General features: G+C 67.7%; 16 protein-coding genes. 5 read left to right on the top strand and 11 right to left on the bottom strand.

Annotated features, from left to right (window positions below; all coding sequences use genetic code 11):
- Positions 1-257: 257 nt before the first annotated feature.
- Positions 258-614, bottom strand: coding sequence for a hypothetical protein (locus IM738_RS05010; protein ID WP_236964791.1), 357 nt, complete (start codon positions 612-614; stop codon positions 258-260).
- 193 nt (positions 615-807) lie between these two features.
- Between IM738_RS05010 and IM738_RS05005 the strand changes: the two genes are divergently transcribed.
- Positions 808-927: an LPXTG cell wall anchor domain-containing protein gene (locus IM738_RS05005; protein ID WP_236964790.1), complete on the top strand. Its 120-nt coding sequence runs from the start codon at positions 808-810 to the stop codon at positions 925-927.
- Between the two features lie 42 nt (positions 928-969).
- Here the strand turns inward: IM738_RS05005 and IM738_RS05000 are convergent, their stop codons facing one another.
- Positions 970-1,629, bottom strand: coding sequence for a glutathione S-transferase family protein (locus tag IM738_RS05000; protein WP_236964789.1), 660 nt, complete (start codon positions 1,627-1,629; stop codon positions 970-972).
- Positions 1,630-1,876: 247 nt separating this feature from the next.
- Here IM738_RS05000 and IM738_RS04995 point away from each other — a divergent pair, with 247 nt between their 5' ends.
- From IM738_RS04995 to IM738_RS04985, 3 genes are all read left to right on the top strand, one after another.
- Positions 1,877-3,430, top strand: coding sequence for a sensor histidine kinase (locus IM738_RS04995; RefSeq protein ID WP_236964788.1), 1,554 nt, complete (start codon positions 1,877-1,879; stop codon positions 3,428-3,430).
- The gene (locus IM738_RS04990) at positions 3,427-4,128 is read left to right on the top strand and encodes a response regulator (RefSeq protein WP_236964787.1); all 702 of its coding nucleotides are present in this window, start codon (positions 3,427-3,429) and stop codon (positions 4,126-4,128) included. The genes IM738_RS04995 and IM738_RS04990 overlap by 4 nt, the downstream gene beginning before the upstream one ends.
- 170 nt (positions 4,129-4,298) lie before the next feature.
- Positions 4,299-6,227 carry a potassium transporter Kup gene (locus IM738_RS04985; RefSeq protein ID WP_236964786.1) on the top strand — a complete coding sequence of 643 codons (1,929 nt, stop codon included), beginning with the start codon at positions 4,299-4,301 and terminating at the stop codon, positions 6,225-6,227.
- A 7-nt stretch (positions 6,228-6,234) separates the two neighbouring features.
- On the opposite strand, the gene IM738_RS04980 is transcribed toward IM738_RS04985, so the two are convergent.
- Positions 6,235-6,534, bottom strand: coding sequence for a hypothetical protein (locus IM738_RS04980; RefSeq protein ID WP_236964785.1), 300 nt, complete (start codon positions 6,532-6,534; stop codon positions 6,235-6,237).
- 166 nt (positions 6,535-6,700) lie between these two features.
- Between IM738_RS04980 and IM738_RS04975 the strand changes: the two genes are divergently transcribed.
- A complete protein-coding gene (locus IM738_RS04975; RefSeq protein WP_236964784.1) occupies positions 6,701-7,591 on the top strand; it encodes a DMT family transporter in 891 nt (296 codons plus the stop codon).
- 69 nt (positions 7,592-7,660) lie between these two features.
- Here IM738_RS04975 and IM738_RS04970 read toward each other — a convergent pair whose 3' ends face one another.
- The 8 genes from IM738_RS04970 to IM738_RS04935 form a co-directional block, all read right to left on the bottom strand.
- Positions 7,661-8,503 carry an SDR family NAD(P)-dependent oxidoreductase gene (locus tag IM738_RS04970; RefSeq protein ID WP_236964783.1) on the bottom strand — a complete coding sequence of 281 codons (843 nt, stop codon included), beginning with the start codon at positions 8,501-8,503 and terminating at the stop codon, positions 7,661-7,663.
- A gap of 17 nt (positions 8,504-8,520) precedes the next feature.
- Positions 8,521-9,252, bottom strand: coding sequence for an SDR family NAD(P)-dependent oxidoreductase (locus tag IM738_RS04965; protein WP_236964782.1), 732 nt, complete (start codon positions 9,250-9,252; stop codon positions 8,521-8,523).
- Positions 9,253-9,316: 64 nt separating this feature from the next.
- Positions 9,317-10,630, bottom strand: coding sequence for a TRAP transporter large permease (locus IM738_RS04960; RefSeq protein WP_236964781.1), 1,314 nt, complete (start codon positions 10,628-10,630; stop codon positions 9,317-9,319).
- Position 10,631: 1 nt separating this feature from the next.
- On the bottom strand, positions 10,632-11,144 hold the full coding sequence (locus tag IM738_RS04955) for a TRAP transporter small permease (RefSeq protein WP_236964780.1): 513 nt from the start codon (positions 11,142-11,144) through the stop codon (positions 10,632-10,634).
- Positions 11,145-11,236: 92 nt separating this feature from the next.
- On the bottom strand, positions 11,237-12,310 hold the full coding sequence (gene dctP / locus IM738_RS04950) for a TRAP transporter substrate-binding protein DctP (protein WP_236964779.1): 1,074 nt from the start codon (positions 12,308-12,310) through the stop codon (positions 11,237-11,239).
- A gap of 103 nt (positions 12,311-12,413) precedes the next feature.
- Entirely contained in the window at positions 12,414-13,142 is a 729-nt protein-coding gene (locus tag IM738_RS04945; protein ID WP_236964778.1) for an SDR family NAD(P)-dependent oxidoreductase, read from the bottom strand.
- An 11-nt stretch (positions 13,143-13,153) separates the two neighbouring features.
- Positions 13,154-14,089 (bottom strand): NAD-dependent epimerase/dehydratase family protein, encoded by a 936-nt coding sequence (locus IM738_RS04940; RefSeq protein WP_236964777.1) that lies wholly within the window; start codon positions 14,087-14,089, stop codon positions 13,154-13,156.
- 111 nt (positions 14,090-14,200) lie between these two features.
- Positions 14,201-15,151, bottom strand: a complete 951-nt coding sequence (locus IM738_RS04935) for a LysR family transcriptional regulator (protein ID WP_236964776.1) — start codon at positions 15,149-15,151, stop codon at positions 14,201-14,203.
- Positions 15,152-15,153 lie beyond the last annotated feature (2 nt).

Raw genomic sequence — 15,153 nt, 5'->3', positions numbered from 1 at the left:
CCGCGCGGGTTCCGACCGGCCTGGCGCGCGTTGATGGCTTGTGGGAAAGTCATGTTCAGAATCGTCATGGGGTGAACCTGTGGAGATCGTGTGCGGTCTGCGCTCCGGACGCAGGGACCCGCATGATGGCCCCCGCCCCCAACCACAGGGACTCGGCGACGATCATCACATACGTACGCACACTTAGCCAGCGGAAACCCTGCCGGGCGCCATGCCGCGGGTTGTGCCGGGCGAACCGGTCGCCACGGGTGGTCGCCTCACCGAGCGGAATCAGTCGGCTCGGGGGCCTCGGTGTCCGCTTCTTCTTCAGGGTTGGCTGCGGCGCCGGCGGCGGCGCCGCCGAGGGCACCGGCAACGGCGCCCAGGGTGGCCCCCGCCAGAATGCCGACGGGGCCGGCGACCGCGACACCGATGGCGGCGCCCGTGGCCGCACCGGCCACCATGCCACCGCCCACCAGCATCGATTTGCCTTCTCGCTCGGCTTCGTGCGGTTCCAGCAGCGTTTGCGCTTCGGCGTCCGGGTCCTGGGAGGGAATGCCCTGGCCAGGGTTGGCCTGCTCGGCCAGGTCTCCATCCACGGGTGTGTGGGAGGCGGGGGGAGTCAACGGGTTCATGTTCAGCTCCTGCTTCGGTGGAAGGTGGAGCGAACATGAGACGCGGTCCGTGCCGTTTTGTCTGTGCGCCGCCACACGAACACCCGTCACCGCGGAGCTTTCATCAGGCCAGCCCTGCCTCTGTGGGCTGGCACACCGACAGATCTGTCCCGGCGCGTTGAAATGGAGATTCGGTTCCTGTGACTTCTGACACGTGGACCGCTTTTTGAACCTGCAACTTCAGCAAACGGGGCCCTTCATGAACAGCATCATTTATATCGTCGGCCTGGTGGTCATTGTTCTCGCCGCCTTGTCGTTTTTTGGCTTGCGCTGAGACCCACCCACGCAGCGGACTGCGGCCAGCGCGCGCCCGGCCTCAGTCCCTGTCGGGCGCCCCCAGCGGAAAGAGCGAGCGGAATGGCCGCGCCTCTTCGACCGCCCGGGCGAACGACGGACGCGCCAGCAGGCGCGAGCGGTAGGCGCGCAGCACCGGGTGCGTCTCGGGGATCTGGTGCACCCAGTCCGCATAGAACAGCGAGGGCGCGGCCGCGCAATCGGCCAGCGTGAAGTGATCGCCAGCGGCCCAGGTCTTGCCGGCCAGGTGCCCTTCGAGCCAGCCGTAGGCGCGCTCCAGCCGCTCGCTGGCGATGGCTCGGCCTTTGTCAACCGGCATCGGATACCGCAGCAGCGCGGTGTCCACGGCCAGCTGCACGGCGCTCATCACGTACAGATCGAAATAGCGATCGAGAAAGCGCACGTCCAGTGCGGCCATCGGGTCGGCGGGCAGCAGGCGCACCGGACCGGGGTGCGCGAGTTGCAGGTACTCGATGATCAGGCCGGTCTCGACGATCTGGCGTTCGCCGTCCAGCAGCAGCGGGAACCGGGCGATGGGCCAGCGCCGCAGCCACTCGGCCGCGTGCTCCGGCGTGTCGGGCCCGATGCAGCGGAACTCGAAGGGGGTGCCGTTTTCGTAGAGCGCGATGAGCGCCTTCTGGGTGTACGAGGAAAAGGGGTGGCCGTAGAGCGCGAGCGACATGGTGGAACCTCTCGAATCAAACCGTTCTCATGGCGCCTGGGCCGCTCTGGCCGACCAACGCCGAAACCTCTTTTGGGCTGATCAGTTTAGGGCGCCCGAGGCCGCGCCGCTGCCCGACCGTCGAAACGCGCCCCGGGCCACGCTGTCGCATGGCTCCGGGCGCCAGATGCTGCCCGGTTGGCGGATGCAAGGCAAACCTGGGTGGCCTTATGCTTTCCTGATGGCCTTGCCGCTAGGCTGCCTCACCATGCAAAGCAACCTGAACACCCCCGCTCCGCGATGGCACAGCCCCTGGCCCTGGCTCACGTGGCTGGTCGGCTGGGCGTTGATGCTGGCGCTCGACCGCCACCTGGACCTGGCCAACCTGGCCATGCTGCTGATGCTGACCTCGGTCGTGGCGTCGCTCTGGCTGCCCGGGGTCATCAGCGCCGCGGCCAGCGCGGCCGGGGTGATCGCCTTCAACTGGGCCTTTGTGCCGCCGCGCTTCACCTTCACGGTGGACCTGCACCAGCACGCGCTGTTGCTGCTGGCGATGCTGGTGGCCAACTGGGTCATTTCAGGCCTGGTGATCCGTCAGCGCCAGCTGGCCGACGCCGCGCGCCAGCTGGCCGAGCGCGAAAAAAGGCTGCGCACCTGGGGCGACACGCTGCGCGACGCGGCCGACCCCGCCGCCCACGCCAGCGCCCTGCACGCCGCGCTGGCCGAGGCCACGCAGGCGCCGGTGGCGGTGTCGGTGCTGCGGGGCCTGGGCGCCCAGCCCGAAGACGATTCCACCCTGCACGTGGGCGACGCGAACGACGAGCAGCGCACGGGGCTCGCCCTGTGCATCCGCGACGGTCGGGCCATGGGTTCGGGCACCGGCCGCTACGACGAGCTGCCCGACGGCTACCTGCCCTTGCGCGGGCGCGGCGTGACGCTGGGCGCGGCGCTGGTGTGTGGCATGGCCACCTTGCGCAACGGCCCGGAGCTGCGGCCACACCTGCAAGCCCTGTGCGACCAGATGGGCAGCGCCCTGCACCGCTCGCTGATCAGCGCGCAGGCTCAGCGCTCCCGTGAACAGGCGCAGCTGCAGGCCACGCGCAACGCGCTGCTCGCCGCCATCTCGCACGACCACCGCACGCCGCTGGCCACCATCATGGGCGCGGCCTCGGCCCTGCACGACCAGGCCGACAAACTCGACGCCGACCAGCGCCGCCGCCTGGCCGCCGGCATCGTGGAAGAAGCCGAGCGCCTGAGCCGCCTGACCGACAACACGCTGCAGCTGGCCCGGCTCGACGCGCCCTCGGTGCAGCTGCGGTGCGACTGGGAATCGGCCGAAGAGATCGTGGGGGCGGTGCTGCGCCGCGCGCGCCGCCGCCCCGACGGCGCCCGGGTGAAGGCCTGGATCGAGCCCGAGATGCCGCTGCTGTGGTGCGATCCGATGCTGGTGTCGCAGCTGCTGGACAACCTGCTGGACAACGCGCTCAAGTACAGCCCGAGCGAATCGCCGGTGGAGCTGCAGGTGTGCCGCCAGGGCGGCGAGGCGCTGCTCAGCGTGTGCGACCACGGCCCGGGCATCGCGCCGGCGTGGCGCGAGCGGGTGTTCGAGGTGTTCCAGCGCGGCGACGAGGCCAGCCGTGCCGCCTCGGTGGAGACCCGCCGCGAGGGTGCCGGCGTGGGCCTGGCGGTGTGCCGCGCCATCGCCCGGGCCCACGGCGGCGAGCTGCGCCTGCAGACCCGCGCGCACGGTGGCTGCTGCTTTGAATGCGCCCTGCCCTTGCGCGAGCTGCAGCCCACACCGCCCGAAGAAGGCGCGCCATGAGCCAGCGCGTCCTGCTGATCGAAGACGACCGCGAGCTGCGCGCGACGCTGAAGGAAGCGCTCTCGGTGGAGGGCTACGCGGTGCAGACCTCGGCCAGCCTGGCCGACGCACGCGCCCTGCTGCAGCACACCAGGCCAGACACCGCGCCCGAGCTGGTGCTGCTCGACCTGGGCCTGCCCGACGGCGACGGCGAAGACTTTCTGGCCGAACTGCGCGGCCAGCACGGCACGCCGGTGATCGTGATCTCGGCCCGCGAGGCCGAGGGCCAGAAGATCCGCCTGCTCGACAGCGGCGCCGACGACTACCTCGTCAAACCCTTTGGCATCGGGGAGCTGCTCGCGCGCATGCGCGTGGCGCTGCGCCACCGGGGCCGGCACAGCCAGCCGGCGGTGCTGAGCTACCGCCAGGGCGCGCTGGACATCGACCTCACCACCCGGAAGGTGCGCCGCGACGGGCAGGAGGTGCACCTCACGCCCACCGAGTTCAAGCTGCTGGCCCGGCTGGTGCGCCAGACCGGCCAGGTGGTCACGCACCGCCAGCTGCTCGCCGACGTGTGGGGCGCCGAACACACCGAGCAGACGCAGTACCTGCGGCTCTACATGGGCCAGCTGCGCGCCAAGCTGGAAGCGGACAGCGCCGAGCCGCAACACCTGCTGACGGAACCGGGCGTGGGTTACCGCATCGCGGAGCACGAATAAGCCCCCCCTGCGCCGGGGGGACGCACCCTGTGGCCGGGCGAAGCCCGCTCCACGGGTGCCCTGGAGCAGGCATTGCACGCCGGGTGCCATTGAGCTGTACCCGATCGGTCCTTATGCGATCCTGATGCGTGCGGTGCCATCGTGCGGGCCTTGGAAACACCGGAGCCTTCATGACCCCCGCAGCGCAGAGCGCCTCACCCCCCAACGCCACCACCGCCCCAGGCGAAACATCGCCCGCCCGCCAGGGCACGGCCGCCCTCACCCTGGCCGCGCTCGGCGTGGTGTACGGCGACATCGGCACCAGCCCGCTCTACACCATCAAGGAAATCTTCGCGCCCCACACCGGCGTGCCACTGGACGCCTTGCACCTGATCGGCGCCGTGTCCACCCTCTTCTGGGCGCTGATGCTGGTGGTCACGCTCAAGTACGTGATCCTCATCCTGCGCGCCGACAACCACGGCGAAGGTGGCGGCCTCGCGCTCACCGCGCTGGCGGCCAAGGCGGTGCACCACCGCCCCGCGCTGCGCCAGGCGCTGTTGCTGCTGGGCATGTTCGGCGCCACGCTGTTCTACGGCGACAGCGTGATCACGCCCGCCATCTCCGTGCTCGGCGCCATGGAGGGGCTGGAGCTGGTGACGCCCGCGCTCAAGCCCTATGTGGTGCCGATCACGCTGGCCATCCTGGTCGGCCTGTTTTTCATGCAGCGCTTCGGCACCGCGGTGGTGGGCCGCTTCTTCGGGCCCATCATCGTGTTGTGGTTCGTGGTGCTCGGCACCGTCGGGGCGCTGCACATCGCGCAGCAGCCGGCCATCCTGGCCGCGCTCAACCCGCTGCACGCCTGGAGCTTTCTGATGGACCGGGGCTGGCACGTGTTCGCCGCCGTGGGCGCCATCGTGCTCGCGCTCACCGGCGCCGAGGCGCTGTACGCCGACATGGGCCACTTCGGCCGCAAGCCGATCCAGCTGGCCTGGACCGGCCTGGTGCTGCCCGGCCTGGCGCTGAACTACCTGGGCCAGGGCGCGCTGCTGATGGGCGACCCGAGCGCCATCCAGAACCCCTTCTACCGCCTGTTCCCCGACGCCTGGGTGCTGCCCGCGCTGCTGCTGGCCACACTCGCGGCCATCATTGCGTCGCAGGCCGTGATCTCGGGGGCCTACTCCATGACCAAGCAGGCGATCCAGCTCGGCTTCTTGCCGCGCATGGCGGTGCGCTACACCTCGGCCCGCGAGATCGGGCAGATCTACATGCCCGCCGTCAACTGGGCGCTGCTGGCCGGTGTGGTGGCGGTGGTGCTGTTCTTCGGCAGCTCATCGGCGCTGGCCAGTGCCTACGGCATCGCCGTCACGCTGACCATGATGATCACCACCGTGCTCACCTTCTTCGTGGTGCGCGATGGCTGGCGCCTGCCGGCGCCGCTGGCCTGGGTCGCCACGGCCTTCTTCCTGGCCATCGACGCGCTGCTGGTCGCCGGCTGCGCCATCAAGTTTCTCGACGGTGGCTGGTTCCCGCTGGTGCTGGGCCTGCTGCTGTTTGGCGCCATGAGCACCTGGGCCCGCGGGCGCACGCTGGTGTTGCAGAGCATCCGCGCCGAGGGCCTGGCCTTGCAGGACTTCATCGACACGCTGGACCCGCGCAGCGTGAACCGCGCGCAGCGCACCGCCGTCTACGCCGTGGCCGACCCGAGCACCGTGCCGCAGGCGCTGCTGCACAACCTCAAGCACAACCAGGTGCTGCACGAGCGCAACGTGATCCTGACCGTGGTGTTCCGCGACGTGCCCTGGGTGCCCATGGCGCAGCGGCTCGACATCGCGCCGCTGGGCCACGGCTTCTGGCGCGTGACGGTGAACTTCGGCTTCATGAACACGCCCGACGTGCCCAAGGCACTGGAACTCGCGCAGGCCCAGGGCCTGCCGATCCCGCTGTTTGAAACCACCTACTTCCTCAGCCGGGAAACCGTGGTGCCCACGCCCGGCGGCGGCATGGCGAACTGGCGCGAGCGCCTGTTCGCCACCATGAGCCAGAACGCCGGTGGCGTGGTGGAGTTCTTCAGATTGCCCGGCAACGCGGTGGTGGAGCTGGGCACGCGGGTGCAGATCTGAAACCGGCTCAGAGCGGGTCGCCCAGCACCTTGGAGAGCGCCGCGATGTTGGCCGCGCTGGGCACCTGCGGCTTCATCTCGTCTTCGGCGGCGGTGGCGTTTTCGTGCGCCTGGATGGCATTGACCATGCTGTACTGGTCGTCCCAGCTGATGGTCTTGCCGGGGGGGCAGAGGTCGCGCACGGTGCCGAACCAGTAGTAGCCGTCGTTGCCACCAAAGAGCTTGTCGATGCCGCCCGCGTCGCCGTTCTTGAGGCCGTGGGCCGCGAGGATCTGGTTGAGCTTGTGGTGAGAGACGGAATAACGCATGGGTGTCCAGTGGTGGGGTCGATGTGCCAGCGGGCCGGTTGGCCGCCTGGTGAGGTGGGCGATTTTACTGAGGTGCGGCACCGACCGGCCCCCACCCACCCCAACGGAGGGAAGCCCTTGCGCCTACCGGACAGACCTGCCTCCCAAAGCCCCGCACAATGGTCGTGTGAAAACACGCCACTTTGCCCAGCTCGTGGGCCTGTCTGCCCTGTGGGGCGCCTCCTTCCTGTTCCTGCGCATCGCGAGCCCGTTGCTCGGGCCGCAGGTCATGGCCTTTGGCCGTGTGCTGCTGGCCACGGTCACACTGGCGGTGTTGATGGCCGCGCTGCGGGAACCCTGGCCCTGGCGCCACTGGCGCGAGCTGCTGCGCCTGAGCACGCTCTCGCTGGCCGCCCCGTTCCTGCTCTACGCCTGGGCCGCGCTGCGCCTGCCCGCGGGCTACAGCGCCCTGCTCAACACCACGGTGGTGCTGTTCGGCGCGCTGGCGTCGGCCTGGTTCGGGCAGGACACCCTGAACGCCCGCAAGCTGCTGGGATGCGCGCTGGGCTTCGTGGGCGTGGGCCTGATCCTGCAGCTGGGCCCGGTGAAGCCGGACGCGGCCACCATCACCGCGGCACTGGCCTGCATCGTGGCAGCGGCCTGCTACGGCACCTCGACGCCGCTGATGAAGCGCGCCACCAACCACATGCAGCCGCTGGCCATCGCCGCGGGCATCAGCGCGGCCGCCATGGTGCTGCTGCTGCCCGGCGCGCTGTGGACGCTGCCACAGGCGAACTTCACGCCCACGGCCATGGTCGCGCTGCTGATCATGGGCGTCTTCACCTCGGGCCTGGCCTACTGGCTGAACCTGCGCATCATCCGCCACGTGTCGCCGGTGGCGGCCACCAGCCCGGCGTTCCTGATCCCGGTGTTCGGCGTGACCTGGGGCCACATCTTCCTCGGCGAAACCGTGTCGTCGGGCATCTTCGCCGGGGGTGCGCTGGTGCTGCTGGCGACCGCGCTGGTGACGGGGTTCAACCCGCTGCGCCGGGCCGAGATCGACAACCCGAAACCCTGAACGCCGCTCCACGAGGCGACAGCGGCCTCCTCTAGTCAACAACCTGCGGCGGATCTTCTCGGACTGTGCTCAGGTCTGCCCAATCGGCCGTTTGCCTGGTCGTCCGGGGATCATCGACAGCATGTGGTCCGACACGCCGCCGTCGACCACCAGGCTCATCCCGTTGACGTAAGAGGCTGCTTCGCTGGAGAGATAGGCCACGGCCTGCCCAATGTCATCCGGTCGACCGATGCGCCCCACCGGCACCAGGGCCTCCCGCTGATGCAGGGTTTCTTCGTCCTGGTACACGCCTTCCGTGAGCGGTGTGCGGATCATTCCGGGGCACACGCTGTTGGTGCGGATGCCCTCGGGGCCCCATTCCTGTGCCAGCTGGCGGCACAGCATCACCAGAGCGGCCTTGGCCGGCGAGTAGGCACCGTAGCCAGGGTGGGGATGAAGGCCCGACATGGACGCCACCGCCGTGATGCTGCCGCGCGTGCGAAGCAGGGATTCGCGAGCGGCACGCGCCAGCAACCAGACCGATCGCGTGTTGAGATGGAACGTGAGGTCCCATTGCTCGACCGGCAGGTCGGCCAGGCGCCCCGGGCCGGAGGCTCCGGCCACACAGACCAGCGCCGTGAGGTCGCCGCCTGCGGCGATGGCCTGCGCCACCAGGGCGTGGCATTGTTCGGGGACCGTCACGTCGCCGAAGACACCCTGGGCCTCGACGCCGGCCCGTCGCAGACCGTCCACCAGAGCGTTCAGCCGATCGCCAGGCTGGGAACTTGCTGCCGTCAGGCGCAGGGGCTGGCCCTCCCGGCGTGCACGTTCGGCAAGTGCATGACAGATGCCGAGGCCGATGCCGCCGGTCGCGCCCGTGACGAGCACATGCTGCGGGGTATCCGGGATGGGTGGGGTGGTGTTCTGGCTCATGTGGACATCCCTCTGCTTCAGTGCATGTAGAGGCCACCGTTGACATCGATCGTGCATCCCTGCACATGCCGTGCGTCCTCACTGGCCAGAAAGGCGATCACGTTCGCGACGTCACGGGGGTGGCCGATGATGGTGCCCTCGGGATAGCTGTGCGCGGTGATGAGTGGCGTGTCGATGACACCGGGGGCCACGCCGTTGACGTTGATGCCGAACGGAATGCACGCCTTGGCCAGTGCGTAGGTCATGGAGAGAACCCCACCCTTCGAGGCAACGTAGTCCACACCGGAAGCAACACCGCCGATGCGCGCAGCCACGGAGGCGATGTTCACGATCTTGCCGCGGCGTCGCGGCTTCATGAGCCGGATGGCCTCACGGGCGCAGAGGTAAGACCCTCTCAGATTGATGTCCATGACGCGCTCCCACTTCTGGGCATCCAGTTCCTCCACCGGGAGATAGGTGCAGATGCCGGCGCCATTGACCAGCACATCGAGCGACCCGAAGCGTTCGATGGCGAACCTGAACATCGCTTCGATCGAAGCCGGCTGTGCCACGTCGAGCTGGCAGGGCACGCACACGCATCCCGTGGTCGCTGCGATGTCGCTGGCCACATGGCTGGCGCTGTCCAGGTTCAGGTCCGCCAGCACGATGCCCCTGGCACCGCGTTCGGCCAGAACACGCACGGTTTCCTTGCCGATGCCGCTGCCGGCGCCCGTGACCACGGCGAATTGTTCTTTGAAAGGGAGCGTCATGAGGGTGATGCCTCGAAAACAGGTTGAGGGGTTCCGCACCGGCCGGACGACCGGTGTCTGCGGATCATTGCTTCATGTTCGCCAAGATGCCGGTGGCGATCTGCGGGTAGGCGATGATCAGGCCCAGCACCGCCAGCATGGCCACCACAAATGGCACGCTGCTGGCAAAAATCTCCGTCAGTGGCCCGGCACGTGGTCCGTCCATGCGGGCGCGCAGGCCATGCATCACGAACAGGTTCATGCCCACGGGCGGCGTGATGAGCGACAACTCCACCAGAATCACCGCCAGTACCCCGAACCACACCAGGTCCACCTGGGCCGCGTGCAGGATGGGCAACAGGATCGGCAGGGTGCAGACGATCATCGCCATGCTCTCCATGAACATGCCCAACGCGATGTAGATCAGCGCGATGATCAGGATCAGCTCGATCTGGCTCAGCCCCAGCCCGGCGATCCAGTTGGAGATCGCCGCCGGCACACCGCCGAGCGACAGCACGAACTGCAGCAGGAAGGCGCTGACCACCACCAGCAACACCATGCTCGTGGTCGACGCCGTGGCCAGGAAGGTCTCGCTGAGCATGCGCCGGTTGACCCGGCCTTTGAGCAGGGCCAGCAGGAAGGCTCCGACCGAACCGAAGCCCGCGGCCTCGGTGGGTGTGGCCACACCCGCATAGATGGTGCCCATCACCATGCCCAGCAGGAACAGCACCGGCAGCACCGCCGTCAGGCCGCGTATCCGCTCGGACCAGCTGTAGAGCGTGGACAGCTTGGGTGCGCGCTTGGGCGAGATGAGCGCCGCCAGCAGGATGACCAGCATGAACGCCGCCATCATCAGCAGCCCGGGCACGATGCCGGCCATGTAGAGCTGGGCAATCGACACCTCCGCCATGATGGCGTAGATGATCATGATGACGCTCGGTGGAATCAGGATGCCCAGGGTGCCGCCGGCCGTGATCGAGCCCATGGCGAGCTTCTCGTCGTAGCCGTGACGGCGCATCTCCGGCAGCGCGACCGCGCCGATGGTGGAGGTGGTCGCGACGCTGGAGCCGCAGATCGAGGCAAAGAGCCCGCTGGCCAGCACGTTGGTGTGCAACAGGCCACCGGGCACGCGCCCCATCCACTTGCTCAGGATCCCGTAGAGCTCTTCGGTCACGCCGCTGCGCAGCAGCAGCTCGCCCATCAGGATGAACAGGGGCACGACGATCATGCCGCTGTTGCTGATGTTGTTCCACGGTATCTGGCCGAAGAACCCCCAGATCTCGCCGATGTGCAGTGCGCCCGCAACGGCGGCGGTCAGCCCCAGCGAACTGGCGATGTGAAAGCTCAGCAGGAAACAGCCGATCAGCGCAAACAATGTGGTGATGACGATGGCGGCCATGTCAGATACCTCCTTCTTCGGCGATGGGCTCGGGGTTGCCTGCGGCCACCAGGGTGGACACCAACGCGGTGATGGCGAAAACGATGAAGCCGAAGGTCGACACCGCCTGCGGGATGTAGAGCTGCATGTCGATGATGGACTGCGGCACGGTCGAGCCCATGTCGTGAGACTCCATCGTCAGCAGATAGGACGAATAGGCCAGCATCCAGGCGAACACGGTCAGCCCGGCCAGGGCCAGCACGCCAAACCAGCGCTTGAGCGGCGCGGGCACCAGCGGCAGCAGCACGTCCGAGCGCACGTGAGTGCCGGCCACGACACCGTGCGCCAGAGCCCAGGTGGCACCCAGCGAAAGGCAGTAGGAGGCGATCTGGTCGGACACACCGGTGAAAGGTCCGCCCAGGGTGCGGCTGACGGCATCCCCCGTCATGTAGAAGGCCAGCAGGAGAAACAGCAGGCCACTGATCCAGGCCATGGCCTTGGCCAGCTGTATGAGCGTGGTGTGGAAGATGTGCACGGACAACCTCTTGGTGTTGAAATGGCCAGAGGGCGGCGGCCCTTCACAGAGCCGCCCCCTTCAGACGCCCGGTCTTCGCCGGGCCGACCCGGTCAGCTCAGCTTGTAGCCGACGATGGGCGAGAGGAACTCGTTGAACAGCGGCTTGGCGCGCGCACCGGCGCGGCCAGCCCACCAGGGAACGATGTCCTCGGCGGAGATCTTGGTGAGCTGCGGCACGAACTCGGGCTTGGTCTCCTTGGTGAGGACCATGCCCTTTTCCAGCGCATAGGCAAAGCCGAGCTGGTCGTTGTCGCTGCCCAGCTTCCAGCCCAGGTCGCTCAACTCCTTGTACATGCCGGTGAAGATGCCGCGCAGCTCGGCCGGCACCTTGGCCAGGCCCCGGGTGCCAATGACCACGTACGAACCCATGGGCGGAATGTTCACGTTGGTCATGTACTTGGTGACCTCCCACAGGCTGCTGGCCTTGACGTGCTCCGTGCCCGTGATGGCGCCGTCGATCACGCCACGCTGCAGCGAGGGGTAGACGTCGGCGGTGGTCATGCTCACCGGCTCGCCGCCCAGCGCGGTCAGGAAGCGCGCCTGCGCAGGGGCGAACACGCGGATCTTCTTGCCCTTGAAGTCATCCAGCCTGGCCAGCGGGAACTTGGTGTACATGAACATCGTGGACCAGCAGAACGAGCCCATGATCTTGCCCCCCATGACGGACTCGTTCTTGCCCACCACGTTCTCGGTCCAGGCGTCATAGAGCTTGCGCGACTGCGCGAAGCCGGTGGAGATGCCTGGCAGGTCGCAGGCCTCGATCAGCGGGAAGTCGCCGGCCACGTAGCCCGGCAGGATCTCTGCCATGTCGATCACGCCCGACTTGAGCACGCGCAGCATCTCGGTTCCGCCCAGCCCCAGTTCGCCGATGGTGGTGGTCTCGATCTCCACGCGGCCCTGGGTACGGGTCTTGACCTGCTCCTGGAGCCACAGCCACTTCTTGTACGACTCGCCGTTGCGGTGCTGGATCACCGCCTTGAGGATGACGGGCTTGGCCTGGGCCAGTGCGGGCGACAACAGCCCGGCGGACATGCCGGCGGCCACGGCGGCGCCGGCACTGGTCTGAAGGAAAGTGCGGCGGCTGTCCCGCGGGGAATGGCCCAACAATGGGGTGGTGATCTTCATGTCTGTCTCCTCTTGGTGGAAAAAATCGGCTCGCCATGGAGCCATCGATTGACCATCCGCAGCGGCTGCTGGATGGACAAATGCCTTCGTGCCGCAAGGGCACTCAATACGTGGCCCGGCCCCCGGACAGGTCGTAGGTGAACCCTGTCGAAAAGGAGCACTCGTCCGAGCTGAGCCAGGCCACGAGATTCGCGACCTCCTGCGGCAGGCCCGGGCGACCCATGGGAATCTTGGCCAGCACCGTGGCCAGCAGTTCAGGCGACATCTGTTCAATCAGCGGCGTCTGGATCACCGCCGGAGCAATCGCGTTGACACGGATCGGGGTGGTCGCCAGCTCCTTGCCCATGGACTTGGTCAACGCGATCACGCCCGCTTTCGCGGCGGAATAGGCGCTCTGGTGAGCGTTGCCTTCCTTGCCGGCGATGGAGGCAATGTTGACGATGCGGCCGAAACCCGAGCGCAGCATCGGCTCCACCACGGCGCGGCTGCACAGGAAGGCACTGTGCAGGTTGATGGCCAGCGTCTGGAGCCAGACATCGACCGGATACTCGTGCACGGGCAAAGACGGTCCGGTCACACCGACGCTGTGGACCAGCACGTCAATCCGTCCGAGTGCCTCTTCCGCGCGACGGATCGCGCTTTGGACCTCCCGCTCGGACGTCAGGTCTGCTGCAATGGCCAGGCTGCCGGGCAATCCATCGGCCACCCCCTTCAGCGCCCCGGGATTGAGGTCCAGCAGGGCCAGTCGAACGCCCTCCCGGGCCAGTCGGCTGGCGATGGCACGGCCAATGCCGCCCGCCGCGCCAGCGATCACCGCCACGCGGCCGTTCATGGACGCCTGCCTCATGCGGCAAGCCCGCAGCCGGCTCGGTCCGCAGCCGGGAACGGCTGCCGCTGATAGAAACGCACCGTCTCTCTCAGGCCATCGGCCAAAGAGGTGCGGGCCATGCCGGGAAAGCACAGGTCGAGATCGGCCTCGTCCTGACCCACCGAGATCGGCAACGCAGGACCCGTGCTCGACAGGCGTGCATCCGGCACGATGGTGCGGATGCCGGCGATGACATCTTCAACCGAAGCCTCCTCACCGATCAGGTTGAACACCCGGGCGCCCTCGTGCCGCTGCAGCGCCGCGCAGGCAAACAGTGCCGCCGCGTCGGCCACATAGACCAGCCCGCAGCGCCCGCTGAAAGGCAGCACGTAGGCCTCGCCCAAGGCCGCAGCGCGGCAGGCCAGGCTGGGTCCGGCACTCAGGCCGCTGTCGCGCCCCGGTCCGTAGACCACGAAGGGCCGGAACCCCACGCTGGCAATGCCCGCGTCGTGCCAGTAGGCCCGCGCCGAGCCTTCGCACGCCAGCTTGAAAGCGCCATAGTGCGTCTCGGGCAAGGGCTGCCGGTTGTCGTGAGGACCAAACACGCCCGCGGTGCTGGCATAGGCGATGGAGCCGATACCCTGTTTGCGAGCCACCTCGAACACATTGAGCGTGCCCAGCAGGTTGATCTCTGCGCCGAGCACTGGCGACTGCTGGCACGTGGGTGTGAGCACTCCCGCCAGGTGCACGATCGCATCGCAGTCCTGCGCGGCGATCTCCACGTCAGAGAGCCGACGGATGTCGCCCACCACCCAGACCAGGTCACGGGCGACCCGCTGTCCGGCGATTTCCGCCACCTTGCTGCGGTCCCCGACCACGTCGAAAACCAGGGGTTCATGCCCGGCCTCGACCAGGTGTTTGATCACCCAGGCCCCCAGGAAGCCACTGCCTCCAGTCACCAGTACCCGCATGTTGCTCCTCGAATGATTGTTGTGAAACGCATGGTCTGGTTTTCATTCTAGGAACGGGACTTCGACTGCAATAGGCGGTAGAGCCAAACACGAAGTTTGTGATTTTTTAAGTCATGCGCCAGCGTCCGGATGCTCTGCCACGTGTTCGAGAAACAGCGACTGCACCAGCCCGCGCAGCCACCGATGACCGGCGTCGTGGTGGAAACGTTCGTGCCAGTACTGTTTGACCGTGAAGGGCGGCACGGGCACCGGACATGCAAATAGATTCAGCCCAAAGCTGCGGGCCAGCGTGTGCCCGGTCCGACTCGGCATCGTGGCGATCAGGTCGCTCGACGAGACAATGGCCGGCACCCCCAGGTACACCGGCAACTCCACAAAGACTTTGCGGGAAACCCGCGCGCGTTCGAGCGCGGCTGCCAGCATGCGATGGCCGGTACCGTGCACGATGTCGATGTGCCCCTCAAGGGAGTAGTCGTCCGTGTTCAGCCGGTTGCGCACGCGAGGATGTTCCGGATTGACCAGGCAAACCCACACCTGGTCGAACAGTGCCTGCTGGTAGAACCCGGCGTCGAGGTCGGGCACCAGGCCGATCGCCAGATCGGCCTCCCCGCTTTCGAGCAGCGGCGCAGTGTCCGACCCGAGCTTGATCACTTCCACCTGCACATGGGGTGCCAGCTTTCGCAGGCGCATGAGCACGTGGGGCAGCAGCGTGAGCATGCCGCCATCGGTCATGCAGATCCGGAACACGCGATCTGCGTGTTCCGGCTCGAAAGGCCGGGGTTCCGAACTGAGCGCCCGCAGGGCGCGCAGTGCCTCCTGCACGGTGGGCAGGAGCGCATCGGCCCTGGGCGTGGGCAGCATCCCGCTGGCCGTGCGGACAAACAGCGGATCCTTCAGCGCCTCCCGCAACTGGGTGAGCCAGATGCTGACGGTGGGGGCACTCTGTCCCAACTGTTCGGCAGCCCGCGCCAACCGGCGGGTGCTGTACAGCACGTCGAAGAAGCGCAGCAGCTTGACGTCAAGCAACAGGTCGTCGGGCCGGGGTTTTTCGGGGCGTTTCATCC

Source organism: Hydrogenophaga sp. SL48, from assembly GCF_021729865.1.
Lineage (GTDB): Bacteria > Pseudomonadota > Gammaproteobacteria > Burkholderiales > Burkholderiaceae_C > Hydrogenophaga.
Note: the sequence above shows the minus strand (reverse complement) of the source record. Positions and strands in the feature narration are given on the sequence as shown.

Excerpts from the sequence above, each read along its gene's own strand:
- IM738_RS04960 (WP_236964781.1), bottom strand. The coding sequence starts at position 10,630 with ATGGCCGCCATCGTCATCACCACATTGTTTGCGCTGATCGGCTGTTTC.
- IM738_RS04980 (WP_236964785.1), bottom strand. The coding sequence starts at position 6,534 with ATGCGTTATTCCGTCTCTCACCACAAGCTCAACCAGATCCTCGCGGCC.
- IM738_RS04945 (WP_236964778.1), bottom strand. The coding sequence starts at position 13,142 with ATGAACGGCCGCGTGGCGGTGATCGCTGGCGCGGCGGGCGGCATTGGC.
- IM738_RS05000 (WP_236964789.1), bottom strand. The coding sequence starts at position 1,629 with ATGTCGCTCGCGCTCTACGGCCACCCCTTTTCCTCGTACACCCAGAAG.
- IM738_RS04985 (WP_236964786.1), top strand. The coding sequence starts at position 4,299 with ATGACCCCCGCAGCGCAGAGCGCCTCACCCCCCAACGCCACCACCGCC.
- IM738_RS04965 (WP_236964782.1), bottom strand. The coding sequence starts at position 9,252 with ATGACGCTCCCTTTCAAAGAACAATTCGCCGTGGTCACGGGCGCCGGC.
- IM738_RS05010 (WP_236964791.1), bottom strand. The coding sequence starts at position 614 with ATGAACCCGTTGACTCCCCCCGCCTCCCACACACCCGTGGATGGAGAC.
- IM738_RS04940 (WP_236964777.1), bottom strand. The coding sequence starts at position 14,089 with ATGCGGGTACTGGTGACTGGAGGCAGTGGCTTCCTGGGGGCCTGGGTG.
- IM738_RS04995 (WP_236964788.1), top strand. The coding sequence starts at position 1,877 with ATGCAAAGCAACCTGAACACCCCCGCTCCGCGATGGCACAGCCCCTGG.
- IM738_RS04990 (WP_236964787.1), top strand. The coding sequence starts at position 3,427 with ATGAGCCAGCGCGTCCTGCTGATCGAAGACGACCGCGAGCTGCGCGCG.
- dctP (WP_236964779.1), bottom strand. The coding sequence starts at position 12,310 with ATGAAGATCACCACCCCATTGTTGGGCCATTCCCCGCGGGACAGCCGC.
- IM738_RS04970 (WP_236964783.1), bottom strand. The coding sequence starts at position 8,503 with ATGAGCCAGAACACCACCCCACCCATCCCGGATACCCCGCAGCATGTG.
- IM738_RS04935 (WP_236964776.1), bottom strand. The coding sequence starts at position 15,151 with ATGAAACGCCCCGAAAAACCCCGGCCCGACGACCTGTTGCTTGACGTC.